We start from the raw sequence: 16,320 nt of genomic DNA, 5'->3' as shown, positions 1-16,320 counted from the left end.
ATGACCATTGACATCGAGTTGATCCGCCGGAGCTGGGCTCTGGTCGAGCCGGTGGCCGACAAGGTCACCATGTACTTCTACGCGAAGCTCTTCGCGGACTACCCCCACATCCGCGAGATGTTCCCTCCGGCCATGGACCTCCAGCGCGACCGCCTGCTGCGGGCGCTCACACAGGTCGTGCTCAACCTGGAGGACATCGACGGGCTCGGCGACCACCTCGCACGGCTCGCGCGCGACCACCGCAAGTACGGGGTCCTGCCCGAGCACTACCCCGCCGTGGGCCGGTGCCTGGTCATCGCGATGCGGGTCAACGCCGGGGACGCCTGGCGGGCCGTCTACGACTCGGCGTGGATCGACGCCTACCAGTTCATCGCCGACGTGATGATCCAGGCCGCCGAGCAGGAGTCCGCGCACACGCCACCCGCGTGGACCGGGATCGTGACGGGGCACGAGATGCGCACGCCCGAGATCGCGGTGGTCACCGTCGAGCCGGACCAGCCCTACCCCTTCAAGGCGGGCCAGTACGCCACCCTGCAGACGCCCCACTGGCCCAAGGTGTGGCGGCCGTACTCCATCGCCAACGCGCCGCGCCGTGACAACCGGCTGACGTTCCACGTGCGGGTCGTGCCCGGGGGATGGGTCAGCACCGCGCTGGCCCACCACACGCGTACCGGCGACACCGTCCTGCTGGGGCCGCCACGCGGCTCGCTCCTGCTCGAACGGGCGAGCACCCCCCACCTGGTCTTCATCGCGGGAGGCACCGGCCTCGCGCCGCTCAAGGCGCTCATCGAGGAGTCGATGTGGCTGCCGGACCGGCCGACCATCGACCTCTTCCACGGCGTCCGTTACGCGGGTGACACCTACGACCTCGCCGACCTGCGCGCGCTGCGCTCCCACCACCGGCGCCTGCGGGTCGTCACGGCGATCTCCGACGACCCGCACGAGTGGCGGCGGGAGAGCGCCGTGGACGCGCTGCTCAACCATCGCGTCCCCCTGGACGGGGACGTCTTCGTGTGCGGCTCGCCCGACATGGTGCAGGTGACGACCTCCCGCCTGCTGCACCTCGGCGTGCCCTCCCGCCTGATCCACACCGAGTTCACGCCGGGGGCGCCCACTCTGGTGTACTCCTGAGGGGAGAATCGGCGGGGAGGTGACCGGGTGATGGACGGGCTGGTCGTCCGGGGGGCGACCGTGGCCGACGGTACGGGCGCGCCCGCGTACGTCGCGGACGTCACCGTGAGCGGCGGCCGCGTCGCCGCGATCGACCCGCCGGGGAAGGGCGGCCCCGGCCGGATCCTGCACGCCGACGGGCTCGTGCTCGCACCCGGCTTCGTCGACATGCACGCCCACTCCGACCTGGCCCTGCTGTCGGACCCCGGCCATCTGGCCAAGGTCGGCCAGGGCGTCACCTGCGAGGTCCTCGGGCAGGACGGGCTGTCGTACGCGCCCGTCGACGACACCACGCTCGCGCAGCTCCGCAGGCAGCTCGCCGGATGGAACGGCGACCCCGGCGGGTTCGACTGGGACTGGCGGTCGGTCGGGGAGTACCTCGCGAGGCTCGACCGGGGCATCGCCGTCAACGCCTGCTACCTCGTGCCGCAGGGCACGGTGCGGATGCTGGCCATGGGCTGGGACGCGCGGCCCCCCACCGAGGCCGAGCTGGAGCGGCAGAAGGCGCTGGTCGCGCAGGCCATGGCCGAGGGCGCGGTCGGCATGTCCAGCGGGCTCACCTACACCCCCGGCATGTACGCGGGCACCGGCGAGCTGGTCGAGCTGTGCCGGGTCGTCGCCCGGCTCGGCGGCTACTACTCCCCGCACCACCGCTCGTACGGCGCGGGCGCGCTCGCGGCGTACGCCGAGATGGTGGAGGTGTCGCGCGCGTCGGGCTGCCCGCTGCACCTCGCCCACGCGACGATGAACTTCGCCGTGAACGCCGGCCGGGCGGGGGAGCTGCTGCGCCTGCTCGACACCGCGCTCGCGAGCGGCTGCGACATCACCCTGGACACCTATCCCTACCTGCCCGGCTCGACCACGCTCGCCGCGCTGCTGCCGGGCTGGGCGTCCGAGGGCGGCCCCGACCACACCCTCGCGCGGCTGCGCGACCCCGCGACGGCCGAGCGCGTCAGGCGCGTCATGGAGGAGGAGGGCTCCGACGGCTGCCACGGCGTGCCCGTCGACTGGGACACGATCCAGATCTCCGGCACCCGCTCGCCCGCCCTCGCCGCCCGCGTCGGCCGCACGATCGCCGCGCTGGCCGCCGACTCCGGCCGCGCCCCCTTCGAGGTGTACCGCGAGCAGTTGGTCGACGACGGGCTCGGCACCACGATCCTCCAGCACGTGGGCGACGAGGAGAACGTGCGGGCCATCATGAGGCACCCAGCGCACACGTGCGGAAGCGACGGCCTGCTCACCGGCGCGCGGCCGCATCCCCGCGCGTGGGGCTCCTTCCCCCGCTACCTCGGCCACTACGTGCGGGACGAGGGCGTGCTCACCCTGGAGGAGTGCGTCGCCCATCTGACCGGCAACGCCGCCAGGCGGCTGAGGCTCGTCGGACGCGGGCTGGTCAGGCCCGGGTACCACGCCGACCTGGTGCTGTTCGACCCGCTCACGGTCGGCGACGCGGCCACCTTCGACGACCCGCGCAGGCAGCCCACCGGCATCCCGTACGTCTTCGTGGGCGGCGTCCCCGTCATCGCCGACGGCCACCCCACCGGCGCCCTCCCCGGCCGAGCCCTCCGCCACACCCCCGAAGGCACCCGCTGAAGTCCCTCTCAGCCGGCATGGGGTGATCGGGTCGAGGTACGTCGGTCGCGGTCGGGTGGTCACATTTGAGCGCTCAAGTGAGCCGGTAAACTGGGCGTGTGAGCGAGACGCGGTGGCTGGACGAGGACGAGCAGAGGACCTGGCGCACCTTCCTCTGGGCCTCGCGGCTCCTGCACGACTCCCTCGACCGGCAGCTCCAGCGTGACGCCGCGATGCCGCACACGTACTACATGATCCTCGCGATGCTGTCGGAGGCGCCCGAGCGCTCGATGACGATGACCGAGCTGGCCCAGCTCGTGCGCTCGTCGGCCAGCCGGCTCTCGCACGCCGTCGCCAAGCTGGAGGCTCAGGGCTGGGTGCGCCGGAGGAAGCGCCCCGGCGACGGCCGCACGACCCTGGCCACGCTCACCGCCGAGGGGTTCGCCGCCCTGGCCGAGGCGGCCCCCGGCCACGTCGAGGAAGTGCGCCGCGTGCTGTTCGACCGGCTCACCGCGGAGCAGGTGCGCCAACTGCACGACATCTTCGGGGCCGTGCTCACCAACCTGAACACGACGGACGGCTGCTGACCCGGTCGCGGGGGTCAGGGGAGGACGCGGCCGACCACGCGGGCGTACATGCGGCCGGGGCTCGGGACCGACGACGGGGTGAGGAACCCGGGGAGCATGGGAAGGTCGACCGCGAAGGGCTGGAGGCGCTCGTACAGCGTGTTCGCGTCGGCGGGCCGGTCCTCGGGCTTCTTCTCCAGCAGACCGGCGATCAGCCGGTTCAGCTCCTCCGGCACGCCCGTTATCTCGGGGGGCGTCTCGTTCACCTGCTTCTCGAACACGGCGTACTCGGTGGGCCCGGCGAACAACTGCCGCCCGGTGAGCATCTCGTGCAGGACGCAGCCGAGGGCGTAGAGGTCGCTGCGCGGCCCCGCCAGCCCGCGCTGGATCTGCTCGGGCGACATGTACGCCGGAGTGCCGAGGATCTGGCCGATGCGGGTGAACTGGACGACGTCCGCCTCCCTGAGCATCGCCAGCCCGAAGTCGAGCACCTTCACGCTGCCGTCGGGACAGAGCATCAGGTTGGTCGGCTTGAGGTCGCGGTGGCAGATCGACAGGGCGTGGGCGGCGGACAGGACCGCGCACGCCTGGGCGGTGATCGCGGCGGCCCAGGGCACGGGGAGCGGGCCATGCTCGCTCACCAGGTCGGCGACGGTGACGCCGTCGATGAACTGCATGACCTGGAACAGGCGCCGGTCGAAGGTGCCGAAGTCGTAGAGGATCGGCGCCCCGGCGTGCTCCAGCCTGGCCAGGATGCGGGCCTCGCGCATGAAGCGCTGCTCCAGCTCCTCGTCGTGCCCGCCGGGGAACCGGAGGAACTTCACGGCCACCTTGCGATCGAGGTGCGTGTCGTGACCGCCGTAGACGGCGCCCATGCCGCCCTGGCCGAGAGGCAGGTCGTCGAGCACGTACCGGTCGCCGATGACCATTCGCCCCTCCTGATGATCTATCGGGGAAAAATACACCCTTAACGGTTGGGCCGCAGACGGCCGCCGACCAGACCGTCAAAGCCTAGCCGGATGAGCGTCTCTCCCAGGGCGGCCGTCTCGCGCAGCCGGTCCTCCAGGGCGAGCAGCTCGCGGAAGGCCCTGCCGTACGCCTGCTGCTCGGACAGGGAGAGCCTCGGGATGCGCACCCGGCGGGCGTCGACACGGCTCGCGCCCGAATACGCCCGCGTGGCGCCGGACGTGCCGGCGTAGCGCAGGTACCCCGCCAGGAAGTCGGGGTCCATGCGCTCACGGTCGACCCGGTAGAGGTGGAGCTGGGGTCCGAGCACCGCGCCGCCCTCGGCGACGGTGCGGGCGGCGGTCTCCGCGGTGGTGTTCGTGGCGACGACGTCCCCGGCCTCCAGGAGGACGAGGTCCTGGTCGCGGGAGGTGCGGCCGGACGGCCCGCCCCCGGTGGCGAGGTCGGCGGCGGTCAGCACGGGCAGGTCACCGGTGTCCGGCGGCATCCTCGGCGGCCCCTGCTGGATCGTGACCAGCCCGGCCCTGACCAGCTCGCCGACGGTGGTGCTCGGCAGGTCGCGCGCCTCGGCGAGCGACGCGATGCCGGGCAGCGCCTCCGGCAGCGCGGCCACCGCGGCGCGGAAGCGGTCCTCGACCGCGCCGAACCCGAGGGCGGGATCCTCCTCCGGCCGAAGCGGGCGGTGCCGCGCGGGGCTGAGGTCGACCTCGTCGTCCAGCAGGTCGATGATGCGGACGGCCTGCGCGGTGCCGGGCGGCTCGGACTCGGGATCGGCCTGGAACGCCCGCCAGGCGGCCTCGACGGTCGAGAGGCTGTCGGTCGCGTCCATCATCAGCACCAGGGACGGCGGGCGCTCGCCTGCCTCCGGGCGGCGCAGCAGCCAAAGGTCGGGCCCTCCCGCCGAGAGCGTGACCACCGCGCGCAGCGCGCCTGCCCGCAGCAGGTTGCCCCGGATCCGCTTGCCGGGGCGGCGGCTCGCCGCGGCGGCGGGCATGAGGATGGCGACCAGGCCGCCGGGACGCGCGTGGGCCAGGCAGTGCTGCACCCAGGCGAGCTCCGACTCCCCGCGCGGCGGCAGGCCGTACTCCCACCGGGGGTCGCCGGTCAGCTCCTCGTAGCCCCACGCGCGCTCGTTGAACGGCGGGTCGCAGACGACGATGTCGGCACGCAGCCCGGGGAAGCCGTCGAGCCGGAGCGAGTCGCCGGCGACGACCTTCGCGCGCGCGTCGCGCAGCAGCAACCGTACGGCCGTGAGCAGCGCCGAGGTCTCGCCGCTCTCCTGCCCGAGCACCCGCGCCCCCGCGAAGGGCAGCAGGAGGGCGCCGACGCCGCAGGCGGGGTCGAAGACGGTGCCCGTGTCGCCGGTCGCGCTCGCTTCCAGGCGGGCCAGCCGCGCCACCTGCTCGGCGATGTCGGCCCGCGTGACGGACAGCCGCCGGGAATGGGCCTCGACGTAGCGCTCGCAGAGCAGCTCGAAGGCGGCGAGCGGCCCGTTCTCGGCGGCCAGGTCGGCGATCAGGCGGTAGAGCCGGGCGTCGATCAGGCCCCAGTCGACCGGCACGGGAAGGTCGGCCGTCGCCGTGGCGGCGGCCTGGTGGAGCCGCTTGGCGGGCTCGGGGCTCCGGGCGATCGCCTTCCAGCCGTCGGGCTCGCGCCGCAGGTAGAGCAGGAAGGCTCCCGCGCAGCCGACCAGGTCGCCGAGCCGCAGGTCGTCGCCCGCTGCTCGTAACCGCTGCCAGACGCGGTCGCCCAGCGACATCTCGTAGGATTTGCCATTGCGGCGCAGCCAGTCCTCGACCTCGGGGAGGGAGAACAGCGGGCTCGCGGCCGTGCCGCCCACGGGTTGGGGGAAGTCGTCGTAGCGGCGCCGCCAGTTGCTCACCGCCGCGCGCCCGACGTCGGCGAGCCGGGCGATGTCGCCTGCGTTCAACATGGCGTCGTGTCCCATTCGCGTCGCATCTCCCTGCTCGGGGGTCTAACCCAGGCTCCCCACGGCCAGATTAGTCCACCCTGCCGCTGCAATCCACCAACTCTATGGTTGTGAAGTGTTTCAACCAATGATTTACTGAGGTCATGTCGAACAACGCGTCGTTCACGCTGCGTTACGCGGCTCGCACCGACGTCGGCCTGCGCCGCCAGCAGAACGAAGACTCGGTGTACGCCGGTCCCCGGCTTCTCGCCGTAGCCGACGGGATGGGCGGGCACAGCCACGGCGAGGTGGCCAGCGCGACCGTCATCGCCACGATGTCCGCCCTGGACAGCGACCCTCCCAGCGCCGACCTGCTCGGATCGATGGAGACCACGATCAGCGAGGCCGACCGGCGCCTCAAGGACATGGCCGGGCGCGACCCCAAGCTCACCGGCATGGGCACGACCCTCACCGCCATGCTGTGGGAGGGCCCGAGGTTCGCGCTGGCCCACATCGGCGACTCCCGTGCTTACATGCTCCGCGAGGGCTATCTCTACCAGATCACGCGCGACCACACCCTGGTCCAGTCGCTCGTGGACGACGGGCAGATGACCCCCGAGCAGGCCGCCGCGCATCCGCGCCGCTCCCTGCTGATGCGGGCGCTCGGCGGGAGCGGGTCCGTCGAGCCCGACCTCTCGCTGCGCGAGGCCCGGGCGGGCGACCGCTACCTGATCTGCTCCGACGGGCTGAGCGGCGTGGTCGGGCCGCAGGCGCTGCACGAGACGCTGACCGCGATGACCGATCTGGGCGAGGCCGCCCAGCGGCTCATCGATCTCGCCAAAGAGGGCGGGGGTCCCGACAACATCACCTGCGTCGTGGCCGAGGTGCTGACCGGCACCTGAGCTCCGGCGTCTGACAAAGGGTCGTTCAAACCTTCGCGATCCGGGTAGCTAGCACTGCCGTGCCCCAAGCTGCCGTGATTGTGAACCCGACCAAGGTGTCCGATATGGGCCGCCACCGCGCCGAGGTGACGGCCGAGCTGGCGCGTCACGGCTGGGACGAGCCGCTGTGGATCGAGACGACGGCCGAGGACCCCGGCGTCGGCATGGCCAGGAAGGCCGTGGACGACGGGGCCGAGCTGGTCTTCGCCTCGGGCGGCGACGGCACCGTGCGCGCGTGTGTCGAGGGCCTGATGGGCACCGGGGTGCCGCTGGCCATCCTGTGCGCCGGCACCGGCAACCTGCTGGCCCGCAACCTCAAGCTCCCCGGCACGCTGGCGGACGCCGTCCGCACCGGGGTGGAGGGCGAGACGCGGGCGATCGACGTCGGCGCGATCGACGGCCGTCCGTTCGTCGTCATGGCCGGCATCGGCCTGGACGCCTCCATGGCGCACAGCACGAGCGACGGCGCCAAGGCCAAGATCGGCTGGCTCGCCTACGTGGGCGGGCTGGTCAAGCATCTGCGCGACCGGCCGTTCCACGTCACGCTCTGCCTGGACGGGCGTACGACGCTGCGCCGGCGGGCGATGATGGTCCTGATCGGGAACGTCGGCCAGCTCCAGGGCGGCCTGCGCCTGCTGCCCGACGCCGAGCCTGACGACGGGCACCTGGACATCCTCATTCTCGCCCCGCGCACCCCGATGGACTGGCTGCGCGTGGTGGGCCATGTCCTGACGCGGTCGCAGCGCTACGACCGGCGGGCGGAGCGGTACACCGCCGCCCGGATCAAGATCGACCTCGACCCGGCCGTCCTGCACGAGTGCGACGGCGACCCCATCGGCTACGGCACCAGCATGTCGATCGAGACCAGCCCCAAGGCACTGCTGCTGCGGACGCCCCGCGGAACGGAGGGCTGACCCATGGGTACGGCCACCACGGTCCCGCAGACCCGGTCGATGAGCGGCGAGGAGCTCAGCGCCGACGACGCGTGGGTGACGCTGCGCCGGTACGGCGGGTGGCACCTCGTGCGCGACTCGTTCGTCAGGTTCAGGTACGGCGACGGCTTCAGCCACTCGCGGGCCCTGGCCTTCCAGATCTGCCTCGCGATCATCCCCGGCGCCATCGCCGCCGTCGGGCTCAGCTCGGTGCTCCACCAGGAGGAGCTCGGGCAGGTCATGCAGTTGATCATCCGCCGGTTCGCCGCGGGCTCCGGCGAGAAGGTCATCAAGGACGCCCTCGCGGTGAGCGAGCGTCACGCGGGTGACGGCGGCGCCATCGCCCTGTGGTTCGGCCTGGCCACGGCCGTGGTCGGGCTGACGACCGCCATGGCCCAGATCGAGCGCGGCGCCAACCGCATCTACGGCGTGGAGCGCGACAGCCCGTTCCGTCACAAGTACACCAAGGCCGTGCTGATGGCCCTCACGGCCGGGTCCATGATGACCCTCGGCTTCGTGATCATGGTGGGCGGCAAGGCCATCGGACAGGCGATGGCCCGGGTGTACGACTGGGGCGACACCGCGACCATGGCGTGGACGGTGCTGCGGTGGCCGGTGGGCTTCCTGCTCGCCGTGCTTTCGGCCTCCGTGCTGTTCCGCGCGGCGCCCCGGCGCAAGCAGCCCGGGCACACCTGGCTCGCGGCAGGGGCGATCGTCGCCCTGGCGCTTTGGACCCTGTTCACCTGGGCATTGGCCTTCTATATCGAGAAGAGCGGCTCGTTCGGCGCGACGTACGGACCGCTGACCGCCGTGATGGCGCTGATGCTGTGGTCGCTGCTGAGCTCCATAGCGCTGTTCCTCGGCCTGGCCTTCGCGGCGCAGCTTGAGGCGTGCCGGGGCGGCGCGGGCGGTCCGATCAAGACCGACCCCGGTCCCGCGGGCAGCGGCGCCACGACGACGGAGGGACGCGCGGAGCCTGACGCCGGGGGATGCGGGCAGTGATGAGCACGTTCGGGGACCGCTGGGGGAAGCGGGACCAGCACGGGAAGGGAATGTCGTTCGTGGAGCAAACACCGGAGAACGTGGAGGAGACACCGGAGAACAAGGCGGGGCCGGGGACGCGCGGGGCGTGGTCCGGCGGGAGCGGCAAGGGCGGGTGGCTCGGCCAGCGGTTCGACCCGGACAGGCGGCTCGGCCTGCGGATGACGCTCGCGTCGGTCGCGGTGATCCTCGTGCTGATCCCGTTCACGCTGCTGCTTGTCCTGGTGGAGACCTCGTTCGGGCCGTTGAACCGGCTGGACGAGGGCGCGGCGAACACGCTGCACGCCTACGCTCTGGAGCATCCGGCCTGGGTGAGCTTCCTGCGGCTGTGGACCGACGTCTTCGGCCCGGGGACCTGGCGGGTGCTGGTCGGGGTGGCGGCGGTCTGGCTCGTCTACCGGCGCGCCCCCCGGCTCGCGGCCTGGGCGGTCACGACCATCACGGTGGGCGGGCTGCTCGGGCTCGGGCTCAAGGCGCTCGTGGCCCGTGCCAGGCCCCACCTGCCCAACCCGGTCGACCTGGCGCCAGGCTCGTCGTTCCCCTCCGGGCACGCGGTGAACGTGACGCTCGGCGTCGGGGTGCTGATCCTGTTGATCCTGCCCCTTCTCAGCCGCCGCCAGAGGATGGCCGCGTGGATCGTGGGCGCGGTGATCGTCGTCGGCGTCGCCTACACGCGGGTCGCCCTCGGCGTGCACTGGGTCAGCGACGTGGTGGCGGGCGTCGTGTTCGGCATCGCGGTCGTCGCGGCGACGACGGCCGCTTTCGAGACCTGGCGTCGCGAAATGGGACGCCGCCCCTCCGAGCCGCACCGCGAGGGTGTCGAGCCGGAGGCCAAGGAAGATATCTCCCCGAAGGGAAGTGCGTATGGTCACGGACACTAGGGTGACGGCGAGCGGCACGCGGGCGTCGGAGACCGTCGCGTGGGTGCTGCGACTCATCCTGCTTCCCCTCGTGTTACTCGCCGCGGTCACGCTCGGCGTCGGATGGCTGATCATCAAGCCGCTGCACGCCGAGGTCGCGGGCGAGGTGGCGGTGAACCAGGGGCTCGCGGAGGACCGCACCCCCCTGTTCAACACGCTCACGCACTTCGGCTCGATGCTCTCGGACACGCCGGTGATCATCGTGCTGACCGCGGTCGCGGCGATCGCGTTCCGGCTGGTCTTCAAGCGGTGGCGTGAGTCGATCTTCATCATCCTGTCGGTCTGGACGCAGTCGGCGGTGTTCCTGCTGGCCACGGTCTTCATCCAGCGCCCGCGGCCGACGGTCCACCACCTCGACCCCGCGCCGCCCACGTCCAGCTTCCCCTCCGGGCACACCAGCGCCGCCGTCGGCTTCTACTGCGGGATGGCGCTCGTGCTGGCCCTGCACACCCATCGCCACACCGCTCTCAAGGCGCTGTGGTGGGTGCTCGGCATCGCGGCCCCGCTGATCGTCGGCGTCTCCCGCCTCTACCGGGGCATGCACCACCTGACCGACGTGAGCTGGGGCCTGGTCCTCGGCTTCGTCTGCCTCGCCGTCGTGGGGCACGCGCTCCTCGGCACCCCGCTCATCCCGGGCAGGGGATCGGGCACGGAGGCGGCGCGCGAGCCCCGTACGGCCGCCGCGTAGGCGCGCCGTCCGCCCGCGCGTGCCGCCCTGATCAAGGGAGCACGCGCGGGGGTCGTAGCCTGGGACTCATGGGGGAACCCGACAGGGGCCGGCTGCGGGTCTATCTGGGCGCGGCGCCCGGTGTGGGGAAGACCTTCGCCATGCTCGCGGAGGCGCACCGCCGGGCCGGACGGGGTACGGACGTCGTCGTCGGCCTGGTGGAGACCCATGGCCGCGCGCACACCGCCGAACTGCTCCAAGGGCTGGAGGCCGTCCCCCGGCGCACGCTTGTGTACCGGGGGACGGTCTTCACCGAGCTCGACACCGACGCGGTGATCGGCCGGAGGCCGAAGGTCGTCCTGATCGACGAGATCGCGCACACCAACGTGCCCGGCTCGCGGAACGTCAAGCGCTGGCAGGACGTGGAGGACATCCTCCACGCGGGCATCGACGTGATCACCACGGTCAACATCCAGCACCTGGAGTCGGTGAACGACGTGGTCCAGGCGATCACGGGGGTGCCCCAGCGCGAGACGATCCCGGACGAGGTCGTGCGGCGGGCCGACCAGGTCGAGCTGGTCGACATGGCCCCGGAGGCACTGCGCCGCCGCATGGCCCACGGCAACGTCTACGGCCCCGAGAAGATCGACGCGGCGCTGTCGAACTACTTCCGCGTGGGGAACCTGACCGCCCTGCGGGAGCTGGCCCTGCTGTGGGTCGCCGGCAAGGTCGAGGACCAGCTCGACCGCTACCGCGCGGATCACGGCATCGCCGGCACCTGGGAGACCAGGGAGCGGGTGGTGGTGGCGCTCACCGGAGGTCCCGAGGGCGAGACGCTCATCCGCAGGGCGGCCAGGATCGCCGACAGGAACCGCGCCGCCGACCTGATGGGCGTGCACGTCACCAGGTCCGAAGGGCTGACGGGGGCCGATCCCGCGTACCTCGCGCGCCAGCGCGCCCTGGTCGAGAGCCTGGGGGGCAGTTACCACCAGGTCGTCGGTGACGACGTCCCCCGCGCGCTGCTCGACTTCGCCAGGGGCGTGAACGCCACCCAGCTCGTCCTCGGGGCCTCACGCAGGGGGCGGTTCGCCCATCTGTTCTCCCGCGGGGTCGGGGTGACCACGACGGCGATGTCCGGGTCGATCGACGTCCACATGATCAGCCACGAGGTGGCCGGCGGGGGCCGGCCCCGCCCGTCGCGGCCCGCGGCGGTGCTCACGCGACGGCGGCGCGTCGCCGGGTGGGCGCTCACGCTGGCCGGGCTGCCCGCTCTGACGGCGCTGCTCTACGAGGTCCGCCCCCGCGTCACGCTGCCGACCGAGATCCTTCTGTTCCTGCTCATGGTCGTCTCGGTGGCGCTGGTGGGCGGCATGTGGCCGGCCGTCACGGCGGCGGTGGTCGGGTTCGGGCTGCTCAACTTCTTCTTCACCCCGCCGGTCCACACGCTGACCGTCGCCCGGGCCGAGAACCTCCTGGCCCTCACCGTCTACGTGCTGGTGGCGGTCATGGTCAGCGCCGTGGTCGACGTCGCGGCGCGCCGTACCCGGGAGGCGGCGCGGGCGGGAGCCGACGCCGAGGTGCTGTCCACCCTCGCCGGGCACGTCCTGCGCGGCGACGCGGCCCTTCCCTCACTGCTCGCCCGGCTGCGGGAGACCTTCGGGCTGACGGCCGTCACCCTGCTGGAGCGGCGGCCCGAGGTCGAGCCGACCCCCGGCGACCGGTCCGATCCGCGTGCCTGGCGCGTCGCCGCGACGGCGGGGGCCGGCCCGTCCGGCTGCCCCGCGGAAGGGGACACCGACGTGGTGATCGACGACGACCTCGTCATGGCGCTGTGCGGGCGGCTGCTTGACGCGTCCGACCGCCGGGTGGTCGAGGCGTTCGCGGCCGAGGCGGCCGTCGCGCTCCGCCAGGAGCGCCTCGCCGAGGAGGCCGAGCGGGCGCGCCCGCTGGAGGAGGCCGACAAGATGCGTACGGCCCTGCTCGCCGCCGTCAGCCACGACCTGCGCACCCCGCTCGCCTCGGCCAAGGCCGCGGTGGACAGCCTCCGGGGTGACATGACGTGGAGCCGGGAGGACTACCGTGAGCTCCTGGCCACGGCCGACGAGTCGCTGGTCAAGCTCGACCGCCTGGTCGCGAACCTGCTCGACATGAGCCGCCTGCAGGCCGGGGTCCTCGGGGTGGCTTCCGGGCCGCTAGGAGTGGAGGACGTCATGCCCCGCGCGCTCGACGACCTCGGGCCCCTCCGCGAGCGGGTCCTCGACGAGATCTCCGACGAGCTCCCCGAGGTCGTCGCCGACCCGGCGCTGCTGGAGCGCGTGCTGGTCAACCTCATCGCCAACGCGGTCAGATACAGTCCCCCGGGAGAGAAGGTGCTGGTCACGGCAAGCGCGTACGGGGAGAATGTCGAGGTCCGCATCGTCGACCGGGGGCCCGGCATCCCCGTCTCCCAGCACGACCAGGTCTTCCTGCCGTTCCAGCGCCTCGGCGACCGCGACAACCACTCCGGGGTCGGTCTCGGCCTGGCGCTCGCCCGAGGCCTCACCGAGGCCATGGGCGGCAGCCTCGTACCGGAGGAGACCCCCGGAGGCGGCCTCACCATGATCCTCACCCTTCCCATCTCCTCCAGAGCGGGCTCCGTATGACCAAGATCCTCGTTGTCGACGACGAACCGCAGCTGCTGCGGGCGTTGCGCATCAACCTCGTCGCGCGGCACTACGACGTCGAGGTGGCCCGCGACGGGAGCACCGCGCTCAGGCACGCCGCCGGATGGCATCCTGACCTGGTCGTGCTCGACCTCGGGCTGCCCGACATCGACGGCGTGGAGGTCATCCACGGCCTGCGGGGCTGGACCACCGTCCCGATCATCGTCCTGTCGGGCCGGGCGGGCAGCGCCGACAAGGTGGACGCCCTCGACGCCGGGGCCGACGACTACGTCACCAAGCCCTTCGGCATCGACGAGCTCCTTGCCAGGATCCGGGCCGTGACCAGGCGCGCGGCCACCCACGAGGAGGAGCTGGCCGAGATCCCCATCGGGGAGCACGTCGTCGACCTGGTCGGCATGACCGTCTCCGGCGGGGTACGGCTCACGCCGACCGAGTGGCACCTGCTGTCGATCCTGCTCCGCAACCCCGGCAAGCTGATCAGCCAGCGCCGCCTGCTCACCGAGGTCTGGGGAGGTGGCTACGTCAAGGAGACCCACTACCTGCGGCAGTACATGGTCCAGCTCCGCCGCAAGCTCGAAACCGACCCCGCCCACCCCCGCCACCTCCTGACCGAACCGGGCATGGGCTACCGCTTCCAGCCCTAGCTCGCGAGCACGAGGAGGTTGTCGCGTTCGACGGCTTCCAGGGAGAGCGTCTTGTAGCCCACGTCCTCGAACAGCACCGTGACGCGGTCGGGCTCCCGGCTCATGACCACCCCGGGTCCCCACGCGCTGTGCCTGACCTTGGCGTGCATCGGGAAGGGACCCTCGCCCACCTGCTCGGCCGGGGCGGCGGGGTCCGTCGCGCCCGATCGGCAGGTGTCGCAGTTCCCGCAGGCCCGCTCATACGGCTCGCCGAAGTACTCCAGCAGCGCCCGTCGCCGGCAGCCGGTCGTCTCGGCGTAGCCGCGCATCATCTCGATCCGCGACTCGTCCACCCGGCGCCGGGTGTCGTCCAGCCCGGCGGCCTCGGCGGCGGCGCGGTCGGGCGAGGGCCCGCCGGCGACCGAGCGCAGATCGCCGCTCTCGGTGACGGTGACGGCTCCGACCCGCTCCAGCAGGTTGACCACGCCCGTCAGCTTGGAGGGCCCCACGTCCAGCAGGTCTCTCAGCTCGGGAGCGGGGACGGTCCCGCCGTGCTCGCGGACGAGCGTCGCCACGCGCTTCAGCAGCTCCTCGTCCACGCGGCCCCCGGCGAAGAACCTGCGGATGCCGAGGTCCTCTGGCCGGTAGAACAGGACGGCCGAGGCGGGCTCCTGGTCGCGTCCCGCGCGGCCGATCTCCTGGTAGTACGAGTCCAGGGACTCGGGCGGGTCGGAGTGCAGGACGTACCGGACGTTCGGCTTGTCGATGCCCATGCCGAACGCCGAGGTGGCGACGACCACGTCCAGCTCGTCGTCGCGGAACAGCTCGTGGACCCGGTGACGGTCGGCCGCTTTCATCCCCGCGTGGTAGGCCGCCGCCCGGCGGCCCGTGTCCCGCAGCGCGCCCGCGTACTCGTCGGCGGCGCGGCGCGTGGCCACGTACACCAGGCCGAGACCCGGGCGGGAGGCGGCGTCCTCGATCAGCGCGCGGCGCTTGGCGTCCTTGTGGACGAACCGGCGGACCGCGAGGTCGATGTTGGGCCGGTCGAACCCCCGTACGACCTGCCGCGCGTCCGGCAGCCCGAGGGAGGTGAGGATGTCGTCGCGGACCAGGGGAGCGGCGGTGGCGGTCAGCGCCACCACAGGAGGATGGCCGAGCCGTTCGATGGCCTGCCCCAGCCGCAGGTAGTCGGGCCGGAAGTCGTGGCCCCACGCCGAGACGCAGTGGGCCTCGTCGATGGCGATCAGCGACGGCCGCGCCGCCCGCAGCCGGTCGACGACCTCGGGCTTCGCGAGCTGCTCGGGGGACAGGAAGATGAACTCGGCGGTGCCCGCGCGAAGCTGGTCGAACGACGCGTCGCTGGTGCCGTCGGACTGCGCGGAGTTCACCGCGACGGCGCCCCCGGCGTTCGCCTCGGCGAGCCCGGCCACCTGGTCGCGCTGCAGGGCGATCAGCGGTGACACCACGACCGTCGGGCCGTCGAGGAGCAGGGCCGGGATCTGGTAGACCGCCGACTTGCCGCTGCCGGTCGGCATGACGACGAGCACGTCACGCCCGGCCAGCAGGTGCTCCATCGCCTCCTGCTGCCCCGGCCGGAGATCTTTCCACCCGAACGCGTCCCTGGCCACCGTGCGCAGCCGCCGGCCCTTGCGTCCGAACCGGTCGCCGAACCTTCTAGCCAGACCCATGAGGCTCGTTCCCTCCCGCTTCCCCGCCGGTTCCCCGTGCCATCGGAGCCGGTCGGCGGCCGTTACGCGCGGCCGGGGGTCCAGTGCCCGCGATCTGGGGGACTACGCGCACGCGCTGGTCTCGGGAGACTAACGGCCCGCCGGGCCTCCGTTCACGAGGAACGGGGTGAGGAGCCCGGGAATCCCCTGGTCCGCGAGCCGCAGCGCCTCGGCCAGCTCGACGTCCCACACGCCGTACCCCTGGCGGCCCGCCGCGGTGGTCGCCGTGAGGGTGACTAGGCCCGCTCGCCGCTGGAAGAACGACCTCCGGAGGTTCCACCCGATGATCCCCTCGTGTTCCAGTGCCACGTGCCGCCGTACGACCGAGCCCCATCGCGTGACGAGGTGGCCCTCGGCGGTCGTGTGGCCGAGGCTCCGGTAGCGGTCGGCCGCCAGGGGGATGGCCGCCACCGTCACGACGATCGCCGCCTGCCAGGTCCAGGCGGGCAGCCCCTTCCAGTACCACAGGGCCAGGAGTACGGCCGTGACGCTTCCGCAGAAGGCGAGGGCGCGGGTGAAGCGGCGGCGCAGGGCCGCCGGGCCGTGGGGAGTGAGCTCCGCCGCGAGCGGGCCCGCGGTGCCGAGCACGCGGGAGGCCACGGCCTGGGCCTCGGCGCGCGGCG

General features: G+C 72.6%; 14 protein-coding genes. 10 read left to right on the top strand and 4 right to left on the bottom strand.

Annotated elements, in window-relative coordinates; all coding sequences use genetic code 11:
• The 3 genes from AB0B89_RS15745 (at position 1) to AB0B89_RS15735 (ending at position 3,329) form a co-directional block, all read left to right on the top strand.
• The gene (locus AB0B89_RS15745) at positions 1–1,131 is read left to right on the top strand and encodes a globin domain-containing protein (RefSeq protein ID WP_358552801.1); all 1,131 of its coding nucleotides are present in this window, start codon (positions 1–3) and stop codon (positions 1,129–1,131) included.
• A gap of 30 nt (positions 1,132–1,161) precedes the next feature.
• Entirely contained in the window at positions 1,162–2,763 is a 1,602-nt protein-coding gene (locus AB0B89_RS15740) for a D-aminoacylase (RefSeq protein ID WP_358552799.1), read from the top strand.
• Between the two features lie 98 nt (positions 2,764–2,861).
• Entirely contained in the window at positions 2,862–3,329 is a 468-nt protein-coding gene (locus tag AB0B89_RS15735; protein ID WP_358552797.1) for a MarR family transcriptional regulator, read from the top strand.
• 14 nt (positions 3,330–3,343) lie between these two features.
• On the opposite strand, the gene AB0B89_RS15730 is transcribed toward AB0B89_RS15735, so the two are convergent.
• The gene (locus tag AB0B89_RS15730) at positions 3,344–4,237 is read right to left on the bottom strand and encodes a serine/threonine-protein kinase (RefSeq protein WP_358552795.1); all 894 of its coding nucleotides are present in this window, start codon (positions 4,235–4,237) and stop codon (positions 3,344–3,346) included.
• A 38-nt stretch (positions 4,238–4,275) separates the two neighbouring features.
• Entirely contained in the window at positions 4,276–6,222 is a 1,947-nt protein-coding gene (locus tag AB0B89_RS15725; protein WP_358552793.1) for an N-6 DNA methylase, read from the bottom strand.
• A gap of 125 nt (positions 6,223–6,347) precedes the next feature.
• Between AB0B89_RS15725 and AB0B89_RS15720 the strand changes: the two genes are divergently transcribed.
• The 7 genes from AB0B89_RS15720 to AB0B89_RS15690 all read left to right on the top strand — a co-directional run bounded on the left by AB0B89_RS15720 (position 6,348) and on the right by AB0B89_RS15690 (position 13,991).
• The gene (locus AB0B89_RS15720) at positions 6,348–7,085 is read left to right on the top strand and encodes a PP2C family serine/threonine-protein phosphatase (RefSeq protein ID WP_358552791.1); all 738 of its coding nucleotides are present in this window, start codon (positions 6,348–6,350) and stop codon (positions 7,083–7,085) included.
• 59 nt (positions 7,086–7,144) lie between these two features.
• The gene (locus AB0B89_RS15715) at positions 7,145–8,038 is read left to right on the top strand and encodes a diacylglycerol kinase family protein (protein ID WP_358552789.1); all 894 of its coding nucleotides are present in this window, start codon (positions 7,145–7,147) and stop codon (positions 8,036–8,038) included.
• 3 nt (positions 8,039–8,041) lie between these two features.
• A complete protein-coding gene (locus AB0B89_RS15710; protein WP_358552787.1) occupies positions 8,042–9,058 on the top strand; it encodes a YihY/virulence factor BrkB family protein in 1,017 nt (338 codons plus the stop codon).
• Positions 9,058–9,978, top strand: coding sequence for a phosphatase PAP2 family protein (locus AB0B89_RS15705; protein WP_358552785.1), 921 nt, complete (start codon positions 9,058–9,060; stop codon positions 9,976–9,978). The genes AB0B89_RS15710 and AB0B89_RS15705 overlap by 1 nt, the downstream gene beginning before the upstream one ends.
• The gene (locus AB0B89_RS15700) at positions 9,962–10,705 is read left to right on the top strand and encodes a phosphatase PAP2 family protein (RefSeq protein ID WP_358552783.1); all 744 of its coding nucleotides are present in this window, start codon (positions 9,962–9,964) and stop codon (positions 10,703–10,705) included. Before AB0B89_RS15705 ends, AB0B89_RS15700 begins: the two co-directional genes overlap by 17 nt.
• Positions 10,706–10,773: 68 nt before the next feature.
• Positions 10,774–13,326, top strand: coding sequence for a sensor histidine kinase KdpD (locus tag AB0B89_RS15695; RefSeq protein ID WP_358552781.1), 2,553 nt, complete (start codon positions 10,774–10,776; stop codon positions 13,324–13,326).
• Positions 13,323–13,991: a response regulator gene (locus AB0B89_RS15690; protein ID WP_358552779.1), complete on the top strand. Its 669-nt coding sequence runs from the start codon at positions 13,323–13,325 to the stop codon at positions 13,989–13,991. The genes AB0B89_RS15695 and AB0B89_RS15690 overlap by 4 nt, the downstream gene beginning before the upstream one ends.
• Here the strand turns inward: AB0B89_RS15690 and AB0B89_RS15685 are convergent.
• Positions 13,988–15,658 (bottom strand): ATP-dependent DNA helicase RecQ, encoded by a 1,671-nt coding sequence (locus AB0B89_RS15685; protein ID WP_358552777.1) that lies wholly within the window; start codon positions 15,656–15,658, stop codon positions 13,988–13,990. The two genes, AB0B89_RS15690 and AB0B89_RS15685, sit on opposite strands and share 4 nt — an antisense overlap.
• Before the next feature lie 129 nt (positions 15,659–15,787).
• Positions 15,788–16,320, bottom strand: a 533-nt coding sequence (locus AB0B89_RS15680; protein ID WP_358552775.1) for a PH domain-containing protein, incomplete at its 5' end; no start/stop codon positions are given.

The organism is Sphaerisporangium sp. NPDC049002 (assembly GCF_040649355.1).
GTDB lineage: Bacteria > Actinomycetota > Actinomycetes > Streptosporangiales > Streptosporangiaceae > Sphaerisporangium.
Note: the sequence above shows the minus strand (reverse complement) of the source record. Positions and strands in the feature narration are given on the sequence as shown.